This is a genomic window from Guyparkeria sp. TX1, from assembly GCF_046523965.1.
Lineage (GTDB): Bacteria > Pseudomonadota > Gammaproteobacteria > Halothiobacillales > Halothiobacillaceae > Guyparkeria.
In genome coordinates this window covers 2,164,350-2,180,664 of record NZ_CP144142.1, presented here as the reverse complement: position 1 = coordinate 2,180,664, position 16,315 = coordinate 2,164,350, and the positions used below count along the sequence as shown (strand labels likewise).

General features: G+C 63.3%; 11 protein-coding genes, 1 tRNA gene and 1 pseudogene. 11 read left to right on the top strand and 2 right to left on the bottom strand.

Annotated features, from left to right (window positions below; translation table 11 throughout):
- Positions 1-54: 54 nt before the first annotated feature.
- From VWP12_RS10065 to VWP12_RS10030, 8 genes and pseudogenes are all read left to right on the top strand, one after another.
- Positions 55-139: transfer RNA gene (locus VWP12_RS10065), tRNA-Leu, on the top strand.
- Between the two features lie 80 nt (positions 140-219).
- Positions 220-1,512, top strand: a complete 1,293-nt coding sequence (gene tig, locus VWP12_RS10060) for a trigger factor (RefSeq protein ID WP_410474007.1) — start codon at positions 220-222, stop codon at positions 1,510-1,512.
- 79 nt (positions 1,513-1,591) lie between these two features.
- Positions 1,592-2,239 carry an ATP-dependent Clp endopeptidase proteolytic subunit ClpP gene (clpP, locus tag VWP12_RS10055; protein WP_125197929.1) on the top strand — a complete coding sequence of 216 codons (648 nt, stop codon included), beginning with the start codon at positions 1,592-1,594 and terminating at the stop codon, positions 2,237-2,239.
- A gap of 115 nt (positions 2,240-2,354) precedes the next feature.
- The gene (gene clpX, locus VWP12_RS10050; protein WP_410474006.1) at positions 2,355-3,683 is read left to right on the top strand and encodes an ATP-dependent Clp protease ATP-binding subunit ClpX; all 1,329 of its coding nucleotides are present in this window, start codon (positions 2,355-2,357) and stop codon (positions 3,681-3,683) included.
- A gap of 227 nt (positions 3,684-3,910) precedes the next feature.
- A pseudogene (gene lon, locus VWP12_RS10045) lies at positions 3,911-6,254 on the top strand (endopeptidase La); the annotation flags it as partial.
- A 451-nt stretch (positions 6,255-6,705) separates the two neighbouring features.
- Positions 6,706-6,978: an HU family DNA-binding protein gene (locus VWP12_RS10040; RefSeq protein WP_125197932.1), complete on the top strand. Its 273-nt coding sequence runs from the start codon at positions 6,706-6,708 to the stop codon at positions 6,976-6,978.
- A 325-nt stretch (positions 6,979-7,303) separates the two neighbouring features.
- The gene (locus VWP12_RS10035; RefSeq protein ID WP_410474005.1) at positions 7,304-9,232 is read left to right on the top strand and encodes a SurA N-terminal domain-containing protein; all 1,929 of its coding nucleotides are present in this window, start codon (positions 7,304-7,306) and stop codon (positions 9,230-9,232) included.
- A gap of 52 nt (positions 9,233-9,284) precedes the next feature.
- Complete coding sequence (locus VWP12_RS10030) at positions 9,285-10,595, top strand: dicarboxylate/amino acid:cation symporter (protein ID WP_410474004.1); 1,311 nt, start codon at positions 9,285-9,287, stop codon at positions 10,593-10,595.
- Between the two features lie 74 nt (positions 10,596-10,669).
- Here VWP12_RS10030 and VWP12_RS10025 read toward each other — a convergent pair whose 3' ends face one another.
- Both VWP12_RS10025 and VWP12_RS10020 read right to left on the bottom strand, forming a co-directional pair.
- The gene (locus tag VWP12_RS10025; protein ID WP_125197935.1) at positions 10,670-11,389 is read right to left on the bottom strand and encodes a DUF4395 domain-containing protein; all 720 of its coding nucleotides are present in this window, start codon (positions 11,387-11,389) and stop codon (positions 10,670-10,672) included.
- Between the two features lie 168 nt (positions 11,390-11,557).
- Entirely contained in the window at positions 11,558-12,349 is a 792-nt protein-coding gene (locus tag VWP12_RS10020; RefSeq protein ID WP_125197936.1) for an enoyl-ACP reductase, read from the bottom strand.
- 109 nt (positions 12,350-12,458) lie between these two features.
- On the opposite strand from VWP12_RS10020, the gene VWP12_RS10015 reads away from it, so the two are divergent.
- From VWP12_RS10015 to VWP12_RS10005, 3 genes are read left to right on the top strand one after another with little or no spacing between them, the layout of a single operon-like run.
- Positions 12,459-14,426: an extracellular solute-binding protein gene (locus VWP12_RS10015; protein ID WP_410474003.1), complete on the top strand. Its 1,968-nt coding sequence runs from the start codon at positions 12,459-12,461 to the stop codon at positions 14,424-14,426.
- The gene (locus VWP12_RS10010; RefSeq protein ID WP_125197938.1) at positions 14,423-15,103 is read left to right on the top strand and encodes a hypothetical protein; all 681 of its coding nucleotides are present in this window, start codon (positions 14,423-14,425) and stop codon (positions 15,101-15,103) included. The genes VWP12_RS10015 and VWP12_RS10010 overlap by 4 nt, the downstream gene beginning before the upstream one ends.
- Positions 15,104-16,162: a microcin C ABC transporter permease YejB gene (locus tag VWP12_RS10005; RefSeq protein ID WP_410474002.1), complete on the top strand. Its 1,059-nt coding sequence runs from the start codon at positions 15,104-15,106 to the stop codon at positions 16,160-16,162. It begins immediately after the preceding gene.
- The last annotated feature ends 153 nt before the right edge of the window (positions 16,163-16,315 follow it).

Genomic DNA, 16,315 nt, shown 5'->3' with positions numbered 1-16,315 from the left:
CTGCCCGGCTTTGATCGTCGGAAACTCGGCATTGTTGCCATGGTTTCCTAGCCAGCGAGAGTGGCGGAATTGGTAGACGCACTGGTTTTAGGTACCAGCGCCTGACGGCGTGAGAGTTCGAGTCTCTCCTCTCGCACCAGACCCGATAGGCGTCCTGCCACCCGTGGCGGGACGATCGACATCCAGACATTTGTTTTCTTTTTTTGAGGTATCGCATCCATGCAGGTTGAATTGCAGCCGGCCGAAGGCCTGACCCGCCGCCTGGCGATCGAGGTCCCCGCCAACGAGATCGACGAGCAGGTCGAGAAGCGTCTCAAGGACATGCGCGGCCGCGCCCGCATCGACGGCTTCCGTCCGGGCAAGGCGCCGCTGTCGGTCATCCGGATGCAGTACGCCGGTCGGGTCCGCGACGACGTCATTGGCGACGTCATGGGCCAGAGCTTCCAGAAGGCCGTCGAGGAAAACGACCTGCGCGTTGCCGGGCAGCCGAGCATCGAGTCGATCGAGAACAACAAGGCCGGCGAGCCGCTGAAGTTCACCGCAGCGGTCGAGGTCTACCCGGAGATCGAGCTGGGTGACCTGTCCAAGCTCAAGGTCGAGACCCTGACCAGCGAAGTGGCCGAGGAAGACGTCGACGAAATGATCGACACCCTGCGCAAGCAGAACGCGGACTGGAAGAAGGTCCGCCACAAGGCGCGCAAGGGCGAGAAGGTCACCATCAATTTCGTCGGCAAGATCGACGGTGAAGCCTTCGAGGGCGGCTCGGCCGAAGGCGTCGAGGTGATCTTGGGCGAAGGGCAGATGCTGCCGGACTTCGAGAAGGGCCTGAAGGGGATTAAGCCGGGCGAGCCGGTCACCATCGAGGTGAACTTCCCCGAGGAATACCAGGCCGAGCACTTGGCCGGCAAGACCGCCGAGTTCGAGATCGAGGCCACCCAGGTCGAAGAGCAGGTGCTGCCTGAGGTCGACGACGAGTTCGCCAAGAAGTTCGGCGCCGACTCGGCAGACAAGCTGCGCGAGGACGTGCGCGACAACATGGAGCGTGAACTCAAGCAGACCATCCGTCGTCGCAACAAGGACCGCACCATCGAGGCACTGACCGAATCGCTCGAGTTCGACGTCCCTTCGACGCTGATTGACGACGAGTCGGTCTCGATGCGCGACCAGTTCGTCCGCAACCAGATGCCGCAGGCGGATGCCTCCAAGCTCGATCCGACGCTGTTCCGCGAGCAGGCTGAAAAGCGCGTTCGCATGGGTCTGGTGATCATGGAAGTGGTCAAGGAAGCTGATCTCAAGCCGGAAGACGAGCGCGTTGACGCCTTCATCAACGAGATCGCCGCGGCCTACGACGAGCCGGAGCAGGTGGTGGCCCACTACAAGGGCGATCATCAGATGATGAGCAATGCCCGTACCGTGGTCCTTGAAGAACAGGCGGTCGAGCATATCCTTGGCAAGGCCAAGGTCAGCGAGAAGAAGGTTCCCTTCAAGGAACTGATGAACCCGCAAGGCTGAGTTCCGGCCGAGTCGTTCGAAAGCTGACTGGAATCTGGCCGCCCTCGAGGCGGCCGAACCGTTTATACCGAGGTGATGAATGAAAGAGGCGTTTGAAAGCCACCATGGCGGCCAACCGGAAATGAATGCCCTGGTGCCGATGGTCGTCGAGCAGAGCTCCCGGGGCGAGCGCGCCTACGACATCTACTCGCGCCTGCTCAAGGAACGGGTGATCTTCGTCGTCGGTCCGATCGAGGACCAGATGGCCAACCTGATCGTCGCTCAGCTGTTGTTCCTCGAGTCGGAGAATCCGGACAAGGACATCCACCTCTACATCAACTCGCCCGGTGGCGTGGTGACCGCCGGCATGGCGATCTACGACACCATGCAGTTCATCAAGCCGGACGTCTCGACCCTGTGTATCGGCCAGGCGGCCAGCATGGGTTCGTTCCTGCTCGCCGGCGGGGCGGAAGGCAAGCGCTACGCGCTGCCGAACTCGCGCATCATGATCCACCAGCCGCTGGGCGGCTTCCAGGGTCAGGCCTCGGACATCAAGATCCACGCCGAGGAGATCATCAAGCTGCGTGAGCGCCTGAACGGCATACTGTCGCACCACACCGGTCAGAGCCTCGAGCAGCTCGAGCGCGATACCGATCGTGACAACTTCATGACGGCTGACCAGGCTTGCGACTACAATCTGGTCGACAAGGTGCTTACCAGCCGTCGGAAGGCCGGCAAGGCGGATTGATCCAGACTAATCAAGGCCGTCTGCGACCGCTTGCCGGCGGCGACCCCATTCAGTCGATCGGCCGAGCAGGGTAACGCTCGGCCGCATCGACCCACGAGGTTCGACGAGAACAGCCATGGCTGAGAAGACGAAAGACACGCAGGATCTGATCTGCTCGTTCTGCGGCAAGAGCCAGGACGAGGTCAAGAAACTGATCGCTGGTCCGAATATCTACATCTGCGACGAATGCGTCGAGTTGTGCAATGACATTCTGCGTGAAGAGGTAGAGGCCGAGGGCGAGAACGGCCCCGAGCGCCTGCCGACCCCGCACGAGCTGGTTGCTGCACTCGACGAGTACGTGATCGGCCAGATGACCGCCAAGCGCGCGCTGGCGGTGGCAGTCTACAACCACTACAAGCGCCTGAACCTGTTCGGTGAACGTCGCCGTGAGGCCGAGGACGATGACGTTGAGTTGTCGAAGTCGAATATCCTGCTGATTGGTCCGACCGGCTCGGGCAAGACCCTGTTGGCCCAGACCCTGGCCCGCGTGCTGGATGTGCCGTTCACCATCGCCGATGCGACCACGCTGACCGAGGCGGGCTACGTCGGCGAAGACGTCGAGAACATCCTGCAGAAACTACTGCAGCGTTGTGATTACGACGTCGAGAAGGCCCAGCACGGCATCATCTACATCGATGAGATCGACAAGATCACCCGCAAGTCGGAAAACCCGTCGATCACCCGCGACGTTTCCGGCGAGGGTGTGCAGCAGGCCTTGCTGAAGATGATCGAGGGCACCACTGCCTCGGTGCCGCCGCAGGGTGGGCGCAAGCACCCGCAGCAGGAGTTCGTCCAGATTGACACCAGCAACATGCTGTTCATCGTGGGCGGGGCCTTCGCCGGTCTGGAGAAGATCATTCGCCAGCGCGTCGAGAAGGGCGGCATCGGCTTTTCGGCCGAAGTGAAGTCCGAGCTTGACCAGAAGGCTACCGACGAGCTGATGACGCAGATTGAATCGGAAGACCTGACCCGCTTCGGTCTGATCCCCGAGTTCATCGGCCGTCTGCCCGTGATCGCGACGCTCACGGAGCTCGACGAGGACGCGCTGATCCGCATCCTGACTGAGCCGAAGAACGCGCTGACCAAGCAGTACGAGCGTCTGTTCGAGATGGAGGACGTCGAGCTCGAATTCCGCGAGGACGCACTGCGCGAGATCGCGAAGAAGGCCATCCGGCGGCACACTGGCGCGCGTGGCCTGCGTACGATCATGGAGCACATCCTGCTCGACACGATGTACGAGGTGCCGTCACTGTCCAACGTCGAGAAGGTCGTGGTTGACGGCGCGGTGGTTCGCGCCGAGTCCGAGCCTTACCTCGTCTACGGCAAGACAGGGTCGGGCACCAAGCCCGACGCTGATGCCGACGAGACGGCCCCCGAGCACGACAAGGCCTCCTCGGATCGCTGATCCGATGGTTGTCCTTGTCGCATGTCCTGCACCCCGGCTTGTCCGGGGTGTTTTCGTATGCGCGCGAGATTGTGCTCAGGATGGGGCGGTTTCCTGACAGGGCGCGCTTGAAAAGCTATTCTCCGGTCATACGTTCAGGGGACGTCCCATTTACTTCCGACCGCGTGTTTTGACGCGACCGATCATCCGAATACACCGCCATCACGGCGCTACAGGTATACCCCTATATGAGTCACAGCGAACAATCCTCTGCCGTCATCTCGGGCTCGCCGCGTCAGGTCGACGTGCTGCCACTGCGCGATGTCGTCGTCTACCCGCATATGGTGATCCCGCTGTTCGTTGGGCGGCCGAAATCGGTCGCCGCCCTCGACGAGGCGGTCAAGGGCAGCAAGCAGCTCTTGCTAGTCGCGCAGAAGGACGCCGAGAACGACGATCCAGGTGTCGGTGACCTGCACGGCGTAGGCACGCTCGCCTCGATCCTGCAGTTGCACAAGCTTCCCGACGGCACCATCAAGGTGTTGGTCGAGGGCATCGAACGGGTGGAGCTCGACCGCGTGCATGAACTCGACGGGCATCTGACCGCTGAGGTTCACTCGATTGAGTCCACCTCGGAGACCGATGAGCGCGAGGTCGAGCTCGAGGCGCGGGCCCTGCTCAACCAGTTCGAGAGCTACGTCAAGCTGAACAAGAAAACCCCGCCCGAGGTGCTGACCTCGCTGTCGGGCATCGATGACGTTTCGCGCCTGGCCGATACGATTGCCGCGCACATGGCCTTGGGGTTGGAAGAAAAGCAGGCGATCCTCGAGACCATCGACCTGCATCAGCGCATCGAGCGCCTGATGATGTTGATCGAGTCAGAAATCGACACTCTGCAGGTCGAACGCCGCATCCGTGGCCGCGTCAAGCAGCAGATGGAGAAGAGCCAGCGCGAGTACTACCTCAACGAGCAGATGAAGGCCATCCAGAAGGAACTGGGCGATCTGGAGGACGGCGGCAACGAGCTCGACGATCTCGAGAACAAGATCGAGAAGGCCGGCATGACCAAGGAGGCCCGCGAGAAGGCGAAATCCGAGCTCAACAAACTCAAGATGATGTCGCCGATGTCCGCCGAGGCCTCGGTGGTGCGCAGCTATCTCGACTGGATGGTCGCGGTGCCGTGGAAGAAGCGCACTCGTATCAAGCACGATCTCGAGGCGGCCGAGGCCGTGCTCGAGGCCGATCACTTCGGCCTGGAAAAGGTGAAGGAGCGGATCATCGAGTACCTCGCGGTCCAGACCCGCGTGCGCAAGATGGCCGGCCCGATCCTGTGCCTGGTTGGCCCTCCTGGCGTGGGGAAGACGTCGCTGGGCCAGTCGATCGCCAAGGCCACCAACCGCAAGTTCGGTCGCATTGCCCTGGGCGGCGTGCGTGACGACGCCGAGATCCGCGGTCACCGTCGTACCTATGTCGGTGCCTTGCCGGGCCGGATCGTGCAGGCGCTCTCGAAGGTCGGTACCAAGAACCCGCTGATCCTGCTCGACGAAATCGACAAGATGGCCTCAGATTTTCGCGGCGACCCGGCCGCGGCCATGCTCGAGGTGCTCGACCCCGAGCAGAACAAGGCCTTCGCCGATCACTACATGGACGTCGACATCGATCTTTCCGAGGTGATGTTCGTCTGCACGGCGAACAGCTACAACATCCCGGGGCCATTGCTCGACCGGATGGAGACCATCCGCATCGCCGGCTACACCGAGGACGAGAAGACCGAGATCGCCAAGCGCTACCTGTTGCCCAAGCAGATCAAGGCCAACGGACTCAAGGACGGCGAGCTCACGGTCAGCCACAACGCGATCCGCGACATCATCCGTCACTACACCCGCGAGGCGGGCGTGCGCAATCTCGAACGCGAGCTGGCGAAGATCTGCCGCAAGGTGGTGCGCGAGCTGATCACCGCCAAGGACAAGAAGGGGGTCTCGGTCACGCCGAAGAACCTCGACAAGTATCTTGGTGTGCAGCGTTTCGACTTTGGTCGCGCCGAAGAGACCGACCAGGTCGGTCAGGTCACGGGGTTGGCGTGGACCGAGGTGGGCGGTGATCTCTTGACCATCGAGGCGACCACGGTGCCAGGTAAGGGCAACCTCAAGTACACCGGTAAGCTCGGCGAGGTGATGCAGGAGTCCATCCAGGCCGCGCTCACGGTCGTGCGTGCCCGTGCCGATACGCTGGGCATCGACCCGGACTTCAACCAGAAAAGCGACATTCACGTGCACGTGCCGGAAGGCGCAACACCGAAGGATGGCCCGTCGGCGGGCAGTGCGATGTGCACCGCGATCGTCTCGGCCCTGACCGGCATCCCGGTCAAGGCGTCGGTCGGCATGACTGGCGAAATCACTTTGCGCGGCGAGGTCTTGCCCATCGGTGGCCTCAAGGAAAAGCTCCTCGCGGCACAGCGTGGCGGCATCGAGACGGTGTTGATTCCCGAGCAGAATCGCAAGGATCTCGCCGAAATTCCCGACCAGATCAAGAAGAAACTCGACATTCGCCCGGTTCGCTGGATCGACCAGGTGCTCGAGGCGGCGCTCGTGCGCATGCCGATGCCCAACGAGACGACGCCGTCCGGGGACGTGGGCTTGATCGAGAAGAAAAAGCGCGGCGGCAAGGGCAAGAACCTGGCGCACTAAGTCAGGCGACGGCCCGTGCCGGCGCGTCGTCGGTCGGGTTTGCGAACCGGTCTGTGTCCGGGTTAGGCGTCCAGTCGTGCAAGAAAACCACACCGCCCCTCCAAAAACGGAGGGGCGGTTTGTTTGCGGGGCCTTGCGACGTTCGCTGGGTTGCCGGGTGGATTCAGCGGTTTGCCTGGCTACCTGTCGCGCCAGAATGCGCGCTGCGCGGGCAATTTGCGTGTTGACACGCCGAAGGTCGCACTTGTATAACTGTTTTCGCTGTTTCCGTGCGGTGGCCAGCTGCGCCGCGTCCTGACGCTGACGCGCGGTGAGCCGGGACCCGAACAGACATTTTTTTCACCAAGGGATGACAAGGTATGAACAAATCTGAACTGATCGATGCGATGGCCGACAACGCTGGTATTTCCAAGTCAGCGGCCGCGAGTGCCCTGGATGGCTTCATCGATGCCGTTGGTGGCGCGCTGAAGAAAGGCGATCAGGTCACGCTGGTTGGCTTTGGTACTTTCCTGGTTCGCGAACGTGAGGCCCGGACCGGCCGCAACCCGCGCACCGGTGAGACGATCAACATCAAGGCATCCAAGCTGCCGTCTTTCAAGGCAGGCAAGGGCCTCAAGGACGCGGTCAACTGATCTATCCGAACGGGATATATACGGGATGCGGGCCGGAATGACGGCCCGACACCCGACGAGAAGGGGCGGCAACGCCCCTTTCTTTTTGCCTGGTGCATGGACAGGCACGGATGCGGGATGGAGATTCCGCCCGAAAAGCTGGCGACCGTCGGTCGACCGATCGCCGGGCTTGCCCGAGTCCGATACCCCTGAGATAAGCGGTGGCATGGGTTGGCAGCGTCGCCCCTGCTATCATGCGGCTCGATTTGCGCCGATCATCGTGCCGTCGGATTGACGGCCGCGCCCCACACCACCAAGACAGACCCGAAGCGGGAGTGACGTAGACATGTTGATGGATATCCGCGAGAAGATTCGCGGCTGGCTGGCTTATGTAATCGTTGGTTTGATCAGCATCCCGTTCGCGTTGTGGGGTGTGGGCGAATACCTGGGTGGCGGCAAGGACACGCTGGTCGCCGAGGTCGAGGGCGAAGAGATTACCGCCCGTCAACTTGACCAGGCCTTCAGCGAGCGCCGGCAGCAGCTGATCGCTCAGAGCGAGCAGAAGGTTACCGCCGAGATGATCGAGCAGATGGGGCTCAAGCGTCAGGTGCTCGACCAGATGATCAACGAGCGCCTGCTGGTCCAGTTCACCCGAGAACAAGGCTACACGGTCCCCGATGGTCTGGTGGCCGCCACGATCCGTGGCATCTCCGCCTTCCAGCGCGACGGGCAGTTCGATCGTGAGGCCTACGAACGTCGCTTGGCCCAGCAGGGCATGTCGGTTGATCAGTTCGAGAACGACGTGCGACGCGACCTACTGTTCAACACCCTCGACAATGCCTTGGTCGGCAGTGCCTTCGTCACCGAACCCGAAGTGCGCCAGCTGGTCGCCCTGCGTGATCAGTCGCGTGAGATCGGACTGGTGCGTATCGATCGGCAGGCAGTTGCCTCCGGCATCGACGATCCCGACGAATCAACCCTCAAGGCCTACTACGACGAGCGTGTCGAGGCCTTCCAGCGGCCCGAGCAGGTCAAATTGGCCTACGTCGAAATTACGCCGGAGAAGCTTGCCGCCTCCCAGGAGGTCAGTGATGCGGCCCTGCAGTCGGCGTACGAGGATTATCGTGAGCGTCAGGCGGACGAGGCCGTGCGTCGTGCCCGCCATATCCTGATCCAGCTGCCCGGCGATGCCGATGCCGCCACGGTCGACGAGGCGCGTGAGCGCCTGGAGGTGGCTCGCGAGGCGATCGAGTCGGGTGAGGCCGCCTTCGAGGAAAAGGCCGCCGAGCTGTCGGATGACGGTAGTACCCGCGATAGTGGCGGTGACCTCGGTCGCGTCGGCGAAGGGGAGATTGCCGAATCCTTCGACCGTGCCGTCGCCGACCTGGGCGAGGGCGAGATCAGCGAGCCGGTGCGTACGCGCTTCGGTTGGCACTTGATTCAGGTCTACGAGGTCAGTCAGGCCGAAGTGCCTCCGTTGGAAGAGGCACGGGGCGAGCTGATCGAGCAGCTCAAGCAGGACGCCGCCGAGCGCGCCTACTACGACGCCGCAGAGCAGCTGGCCAGCGTGAGCTACGAGCAGCCGGACAGCCTGGTGCCGGCCGCCGAGGCCGTCGGTCTGGAGATCGAGACCAGTGACTGGATCAGCCGGGAAGCGGGAGACGGCATCGGCGAGCGTCGTGCCGTGCGCGAGGCCGCCTTCGAGGAGGCGGTGCTCGACGAGCGCTTCAACAGCCAACTCGTCGACCTGGACAATAGCCACGCCGTGGTCCTGCGTGTCGAGGAGCATCGCGAGGCCCACCCGATGCCGTTCGAGGAGGTCCGCGACCAGGTCGTCGCTCAGTGGCGCGCGGAGCAGGTCGAGGCGGCAATCGCCGAGCTGGCCGAGGCGATCGAGTCCGATCTCGTCGCGGGCAAGGATCCGGCCGAGCGTGTGGCCGACGTCGATGCGGCCAGCTGGACTTCGGCGCAATGGGTTGGCCGAGGCGATGCCAGCGACGAGATGCCGACAGAGGCCCTGTCGGCGGGCTTTGGACTGCCCAGGCCCGGCGAGCAGACGGTCAGTGCGACCACCACGCAGTTGTCCGACGGCGATGCTGCCGTGGTCGTTCTCAGTGGCGTGCGTGCCGGCGAGCCGTCCGAACTGGACGCCGAGACCCGCAACCGACTGGCCGGCCAGTTGGAAAACAACCAAGCCAATCGTCTGATCGATGCCTTCATGCGCTCGTTGCGCGCCGAGGCAGACGTCGAGATTCGCGAAAACGCCTTCGATTGACGGCAGCCGTCCACGCCCGCCATGAGGGTGGTGGGCGAGAAGGAGTGATTGCATGGCCTTGCACTGGCAGATCCTGACCGCGCTGGCGGCAGCCTTCCTTTTCGGCGCCGTGTTCGGCACCGAGGCGGCCGGCATTCCGTTGCTGGCCATCTACGATTTCGTCGGCGGCTTGTTCCTCGACGCTCTGAAGATGCTGATCGTGCCGTTGATCACCGCCTCGATCATCACCGGCGTCGCGAGTATCGGCAGTGCCGGTGGGGTTGGCATGATGGCCGGGCGCACGGTCATCTACTACCTGTTCTCGACCACCCTGGCCGTCACCACGGCCCTGATGGTGATGAACCTGTTCCAGCCGGGGATTTCCGGCGGCCAACCGTTGTCGGAAACCGTCGCGCTGCCGCCGATCGGTGACGAGGTCAGCGGCCGGCTTGAGGGCAAGGAGCTGTCCGAGTTCTTCAACATCCTTCGCGACATGGTGCCGTCCAACATCGTCCAGGCCGGGGCCGAGGCGCAAATGCTGGGCCTGATTTTCTTTTCGGTCCTGTTCGGTATCGCGCTGACCCGTGCGACCTCGCCGGGGATGCAGACGGTCAAGGACTTCTGGGCCGGCGTGCAGGACGTGATGATCCAGATCACCCACTGGGTGATGAAGACCGCGCCGATCGGCGTGTTCGCGCTGGTGGCTGGCGTGATCGCCGAAAGCGGCCTGTCGGTAATCCTGCCGCTGATCGACTTCTTCCTGGCCGTGGTCATGGGGCTGGCGATTCACGCCTTGGTGGTCCTGCCGCTGGTACTGTGGCTGGTTGCGAGGCGTTCGCCGATCCGTTTCATGCGCGCGATCTGGCCGGCCTTGTTGGTCGCCTTTTCCACCTCTTCGTCGGCCGGTACCTTGCCGATCACCCTGCAGGCGCTCACGCAGCGGGCCGGCGTGTCACGCGAGACCTCCTCGTTCGTGCTGCCGCTGGGCGCGACCATCAACATGGATGGGACGGCGCTCTACGAGTGTGCCGCGGTGCTGTTCATCGCCCAGGCCTACGGCGTTGACCTGTCGCTGTCGATGCAGGTGTTGATCGTCGTCCTCGCCCTGGTCACGTCGATCGGCGTGGCTGCCGTGCCGTCGGCGAGTCTGGTCGCGATCGCCCTGATCCTCGGTGTCCTCGGCCTGCCGCTGGAGGCCATGGGGCTGTTGCTGGTCGTCGACCGCTTGCTGGACATGCTGCGCACCTCGGTCAACGTCTACAGCGATGCCACCGGCGCGGTGATCGTCGCTCGCCTGCGTGGCGAGGACCGTATCCTGATGGATACGCGTCCTGACGAGGGCGCCGAGTCCGGTGAACTGGCCGGGACCGTCGAGCGCGGCTAAGGTCGGATGAATCCATGCGCAGCAAAAAGCCCGCCGATGGCGGGCTTTTTCGTTGGGGGCGATCATCGGCGGGGTCAGTACTCGAGACTGTCCAGATCGATCGTATCGAAGTTGCGGTCGTCTACCTCGACGTTGTCCTGGATGTTCCAGAGGTTGTACTCCGGAATCGCCCAGAGCAGGCCGAGGAAGGCCACCACCAGGATTACCTGCCACCACTTGATCCGCTGGATCGGCTCGAGCTGCTTGATGCGGCAGGCGCCGCCCGGGCAGAGCTGCGCCTGCTTGCCGGTGAGCAGGTTGTAGGCCACGCAGCCGAGGCAGATGCCGAAGGCCGACTCGAAGGCCAGGAACAACAGGCAGGCCGAGCAGCCGACCAGGTTCAGCAGGCCGGTATTCGCCTCGACGAACACCACCCAGATCATGAAGGCCGCGATCAGCAGGCCGATCCCCCAGGCCACCCGTTTCTGCGGAGCCCCGACGTATTCGACCTCCTGGTTGCGCGTGATCAGGCGGCCCATGATCATGAACGGTGCGTACTGCGGGTTGATCAGCACCCGGACGCCGAACTCCACGGTGAAGGCCAGGATCAGCAGGCGCTCCCACATGAAATCGCCGCTGAGAAACCCCTGGGCGAAGGCAAACCCCGCGAACAGCGCGAGCAGACCGGCCGCGGCCCGTGCCTCGCGCTCGTTGATGACCCGAACCGGGTACTCGTCGACCTGTTCGCCAAAATGAAAGACCTTGCGGATGCCGGTATCCATCGTCCCTGTTTCCTCCAGTATGTCCTGATTCACTGATATTCCTAGTTAACTGATCTTGGTGGTGGGAAATGTTCTTTTCCAATCAAAGTTTTCTCGGCCCTACCTCGTGTTTTTATCGGTCTTGCCAGTGCGTGCGGGCGGGGTAACGAAAAAGGGCGCCGGAAGGCGCCCTGAGCTCGCGTCGCTACCGACTGGGCCGGGTCAGTCTTCGCAGCGACCCATGCCGGTGATGAAGTAGCCGGAATCGACGTGCACGTTCTCGCCGGTGATCCCGGAGGCGAGGTCCGAGCAGAGGAAGGCAGCCGTGTTGCCGACCTGTTCGATGGTGACGTTGCGACGCAGCGGGGCATTCGTGGAGACGTAGTCGAGGAAGCCCTTGAAGTCGCCGATACCCGAGGCGGCCAGCGTCTTGATGGGGCCGGCCGAGATCGCGTTGACACGGATGCCGCGCTCGCCGAGCTTCGAGGCGGCCAGGTAGCGGACCGTGGCCTCGAGCGAGGCCTTGGCCACGCCCATGACGTTGTAGTTCTTCATGACGCGCTCGGCGCCGAGGTAACTCAGGGTGAGCAGGGCGCCTTCATCACGCATGTACTTCTCACCAGCCTTGGCCAGGGCGGCCAGCGAATAGGCCGAGACGTCGTGCGCCTGGGCGAAGGCTTCGCGGGACATGCCGTCGAGGAAATCACCGTCGAGCGCCTCGCGCGGGGCGAAGGCCATCGCGTGGATCACGATGTCCACGCCTTCGGGCCAGTGCTCGGCCAGCGCCGGGAACAGCGCGTCGACCTGTGCGTCATCGGTGGCGTCCAGCGGCAGGTAGATCGAGGATCCCAGATCCTTGGTGGCCTTCTCGACCTTCGGCTTGAAGCGGTCGTTGAGGTAGGTGAAGGCCAGCTCGGCACCTTCGCGGTGCATGGCCTCGGCGATGCCGTAGGCGATCGAGCGGTTGTTGGCAATGCCGGTAATCAGGGCGCGCTTGCCGGATAGGAATCCCATGGGTCTCTCCTGTTTTCCAAAGGTGGGGGCGGCGGCATCGATGCGGGCGGGTAAAAACGCCCGGTGATGCTTGGCCTGCGTTCGACTTTCACCGTATTGTATTCGCCTGATGAGCAACAAGCATCCCACAGCCGCCAGATTGCGGCCGATCGATTGTATCGAGGCGGCCGATACCCCCGTCGACGGGACAAACTGCCTGTTGCCCGACCGGCGTGCGTTCCTGCGCCGGATTGCCGGGCTGGGTGGCCTGGCCGCGATGTCGACCCTGCCGACGCTGACAAGGGCCGCCGGCTTTGCCGAGGGATTGGGCTATTCGCCTGCCTACCCGGTGGAATTCCCGCATTTCGACTACGTCAATCCTGCCGCCCCGCGCGAGGGATCCCTGACGTTGTCGGTATTCGGCTCCTTCGATTCGCTCAATCCCTTCCTGCTCAAGGGGTTGGCCGCCGCAGGCACCAACACCTTGCTCTTCGACACGCTGGTGGTGCGGGCCTGGGACGAGCCGTTTTCCGTCTATGGCCTGTTGGCCGATCGGCTCGAGCTGGCCGATGATGGCCTGTCGGCGACGTTTCGCATCAACAGCGAGGCGCGTTTCGTCGATGGACGGCCGGTCACCGCCCGAGACGTGGTGTTCAGTTTTGAGACCTTGGTGGGCGAGGCCGGGCACCCGCGCTATCGTTACTATTGGGCCGACGTGGCGGGGGCCTCGGCGGTCGACCCCTTGCACGTGCGGTTCGATTTCCGTCGCGCAAATCCCGAGTTGCACATGATCATTGGCGAACTGCCGGTGTTTTCCCGGGATGCCCTGATCGACGTCGATTTTGCCGAGCATTCGCGCACGCCGTTGCCGGGCAGCGGCCCCTACCAGATCGAGGCGGTCAACTTCGGTCGCAACATCCGCTATCGCCGTCGTGACGACTACTGGGCGCAGGATCTCGGCGTGAACCAGGGCATGCACAACTTCCGCACGCTGGGGTTCAAGTACTACAAGGACGAGACGGTGGCACTCGAGGCGTTCAAGGCCGGCGAGTTCGATGTCTTCCATGAAACCAATTCCAAGCGCTGGGCACGCGCCTACCACGGCAAGCCGTTTGACCAGGGGCGCATCCGTCGCCGCGAGATCCCGCATCGCAACAACGCCGGCATGCAGGGGTTTGCCATGAACACCCGCCGGTCGCTGTTCCAGGATCGACGCGTTCGCCGTGCCCTCAATCTCGCCTTCGATTTTCATTGGTCGAATGTGCACCTGTTCTACGGCCAGTACAGTCGTTGCGAGAGTTACTTCGCCAACAGTGAGCTGGCCGCACGGAACATACCCGAAGGCACCGAGCTCGAGTTGTTGCAACCATTCCGGGAGCAGTTGCCGCCCGAGTTGTTCGAGCAGGCGCACGTGGTGCCGTTCGCGCCGAATCCCGAGATCCAGCGACGGCACCTGGTCGAGGCCCAGCAACTGCTGGCCCAGGCCGGCTGGGGGTTGGAAGACGGCAAGTTGCGCAACGCCGTCGGTCAGGCATTTTCCTTCGAGATCATGCTGTCGCAGCGCGGCTTCGAGCGCATCGTCGCGCCGTTTGCCTACAACCTGCGTCGGTTGGGCATCGATGTCTCCTACCGCACCATCGACGTAGCCCTCTACCAGCGGCGCATGAACCGCTTCGAGTTCGACATGACCGTCGTGTCCTACGGCCAGTCGCAGTCGCCGGGTAACGAGCTGCGCGAGATGTTCGGCAGCGAATCGGCGCAACGTGAGGGCTCGAGGAACTACAGTGGTATCGACGACCCGGCGGTCGATGCGATGATCGATGCGGTGATCTACGCCGAGGATCGTGGGGCCCTGGTTACCGCCTGCCGCGCGCTCGATCGGGTGCTCATGTGGAACGAGTACCTGGTGCCCAACTGGTACATCGGCGCGCATCGGTTGGCGTGGTGGAACCGCTTTGACTACCACGACGAGCCGCTGCCGCGTTATTTCAGTGGGGCGGAATGGGTGATGCAGACCTGGTGGGAGACACACGCCGAACCCCAGCCGGGGCCAGTGGTCAACGACGTGAGCAGCCTGAATGGAGGGAGCCCGTCATGAAAACAAACGACCGGCCGGTGTCACGCACCGACTCGCCTGATTGGATCGGTGCGGGGCGAATGGCCCCGCTGTTGGCCCTGTTGGCCCTGGCAGCCGTCGTGGTACTGGCTGGCTGTGCCGGTCCGCGCTATGCCACCGAGGTGCGCTACCTGCCACCCACGAGCCAGGCGGGGCTGTCCTGCCTGCAGGGCTGCCAGACCGACATGCAGGCCTGCCAGTCCGATTGCCAGTCGCGTCGGCAGAGCTGCATCGCCGGCATCGGCCCGCAGGTGGATGCCGCCTTCGATCAGGCCCTGCGCCAGTACGACGCCGAGCGGCGTGTCTACATGCGCGAGCGCCAGTACTACCAGCTCGACCGCGCCATGCAGTTCGGGCTGTACCGTGACCCGTTCTACTACGGCTACCCGGCCTCGTTCTGGTTCACCGACCGCTTCCACGACGACCCGCCGATACCGCCCGAGGCGCCCAGTCGCGAAGCGATTCGCGCGGCGGTGATCGACCAGGAATGCAACATCGATTGCGGCTGCCAGGCCGCCTTCGACCAGTGCTACGTCGGCTGCGGCGGGCAGGTCGAACGTCGCGTGGTCTGCGTGGAGAACTGCGATGGCGAGGCGCCGGTCTCACGCATCCCGGCCAGCCCGAACAGCGGACCCAACGACAGGGGCGGAGCAGAGTAGATGGGCGCGTATATCGCCAAGCGCCTCGCCCTGATGATCCCGACCTTGTTTGGGATCCTGCTGATCTCGTTTGCCGTGATTCAGTTCGTCCCTGGCGGACCGGTCGAGCAGCTGATGATGCAGTTGAAGGGCGGCACGCAGGGCGCGGCGGCCGAATCGGGCGGGCAGTTCACCGGCGGGCTCTACCGCGGGGAACAGGGCCTGGGCGAGGAGCAGATCGAGCAGTTCCGCGAGTTCTACGGCTTCGACCAGCCGGCCTACCAGCGCTTCGGCGATATGCTCGGTAACTACCTGACCTTCGATCTGGGCGACTCCTACTTTTACCAGCGCAGCGTCGCCGAGCTGATTGTCGAGAAGCTGCCGGTCTCGATCAGTCTCGGGGTGTGGACCTTCCTGCTCACCTATCTCGTCTCCATCCCCCTCGGGGTGGCCAAGGCGGTGCGCGACGGCAGCAAGTTCGACTCGATCACCTCGACGGTGATCCTGGTCGGCTATGCCATCCCGGGCTTCGTGCTTGGTCTGGTACTGCTGGTGCTGTTCGGTGGCGGCAGCTTCGTGCAGTGGTTCCCGCTGCGTGGGCTGACCTCGGACAACTTCGAGCAGTTGTCGCTGATTGGGAAAATACTGGATTACCTCTGGCACCTGGTGCTGCCGATCACGGCGATGGTGGTGGGCAACTTCGCGGTGATGACCATGCTGACCAAGAACAGCTTCCTCGAGGAAATCCGCAAGCAGTACGTGCTCACCGCGCGCGCCAAGGGCCTGGCCGAGCGCACGGTGCTCTACCGCCACGTCTTTCGCAACGCGCTCATTCCGATCGTCACCGGTTTTCCGGCGGCGTTCATCGGTGCATTCTTCACCGGCAGCCTGCTGATCGAGACCATCTTTTCGCTTGACGGGCTGGGGTTGCTCTCCTACAACGCCGTGCTGCAGCGTGACTATCCCGTGGTGCTGGGTACGCTCTACGTCTTCAGTCTGATCGGGCTGTTCGGCAAGCTGCTCTCCGACCTGGTGTACGTCTGGGTCGATCCGCGTATTCACTTCGAAGCCGTTCGGTAGGAGCCTCTGCATGGGTCGTGATGCTGCTCTGATCTGTCGAGACGTTCGCCACCAAGGCGCGATGACGCCGGCGTGCCGGTGGGCACGTCAAGGCATCGCAACGCCGGAGGCGGACGTCTCGGCTGGGCCCGAAGGGCGCGGCGTGGCTCGGTC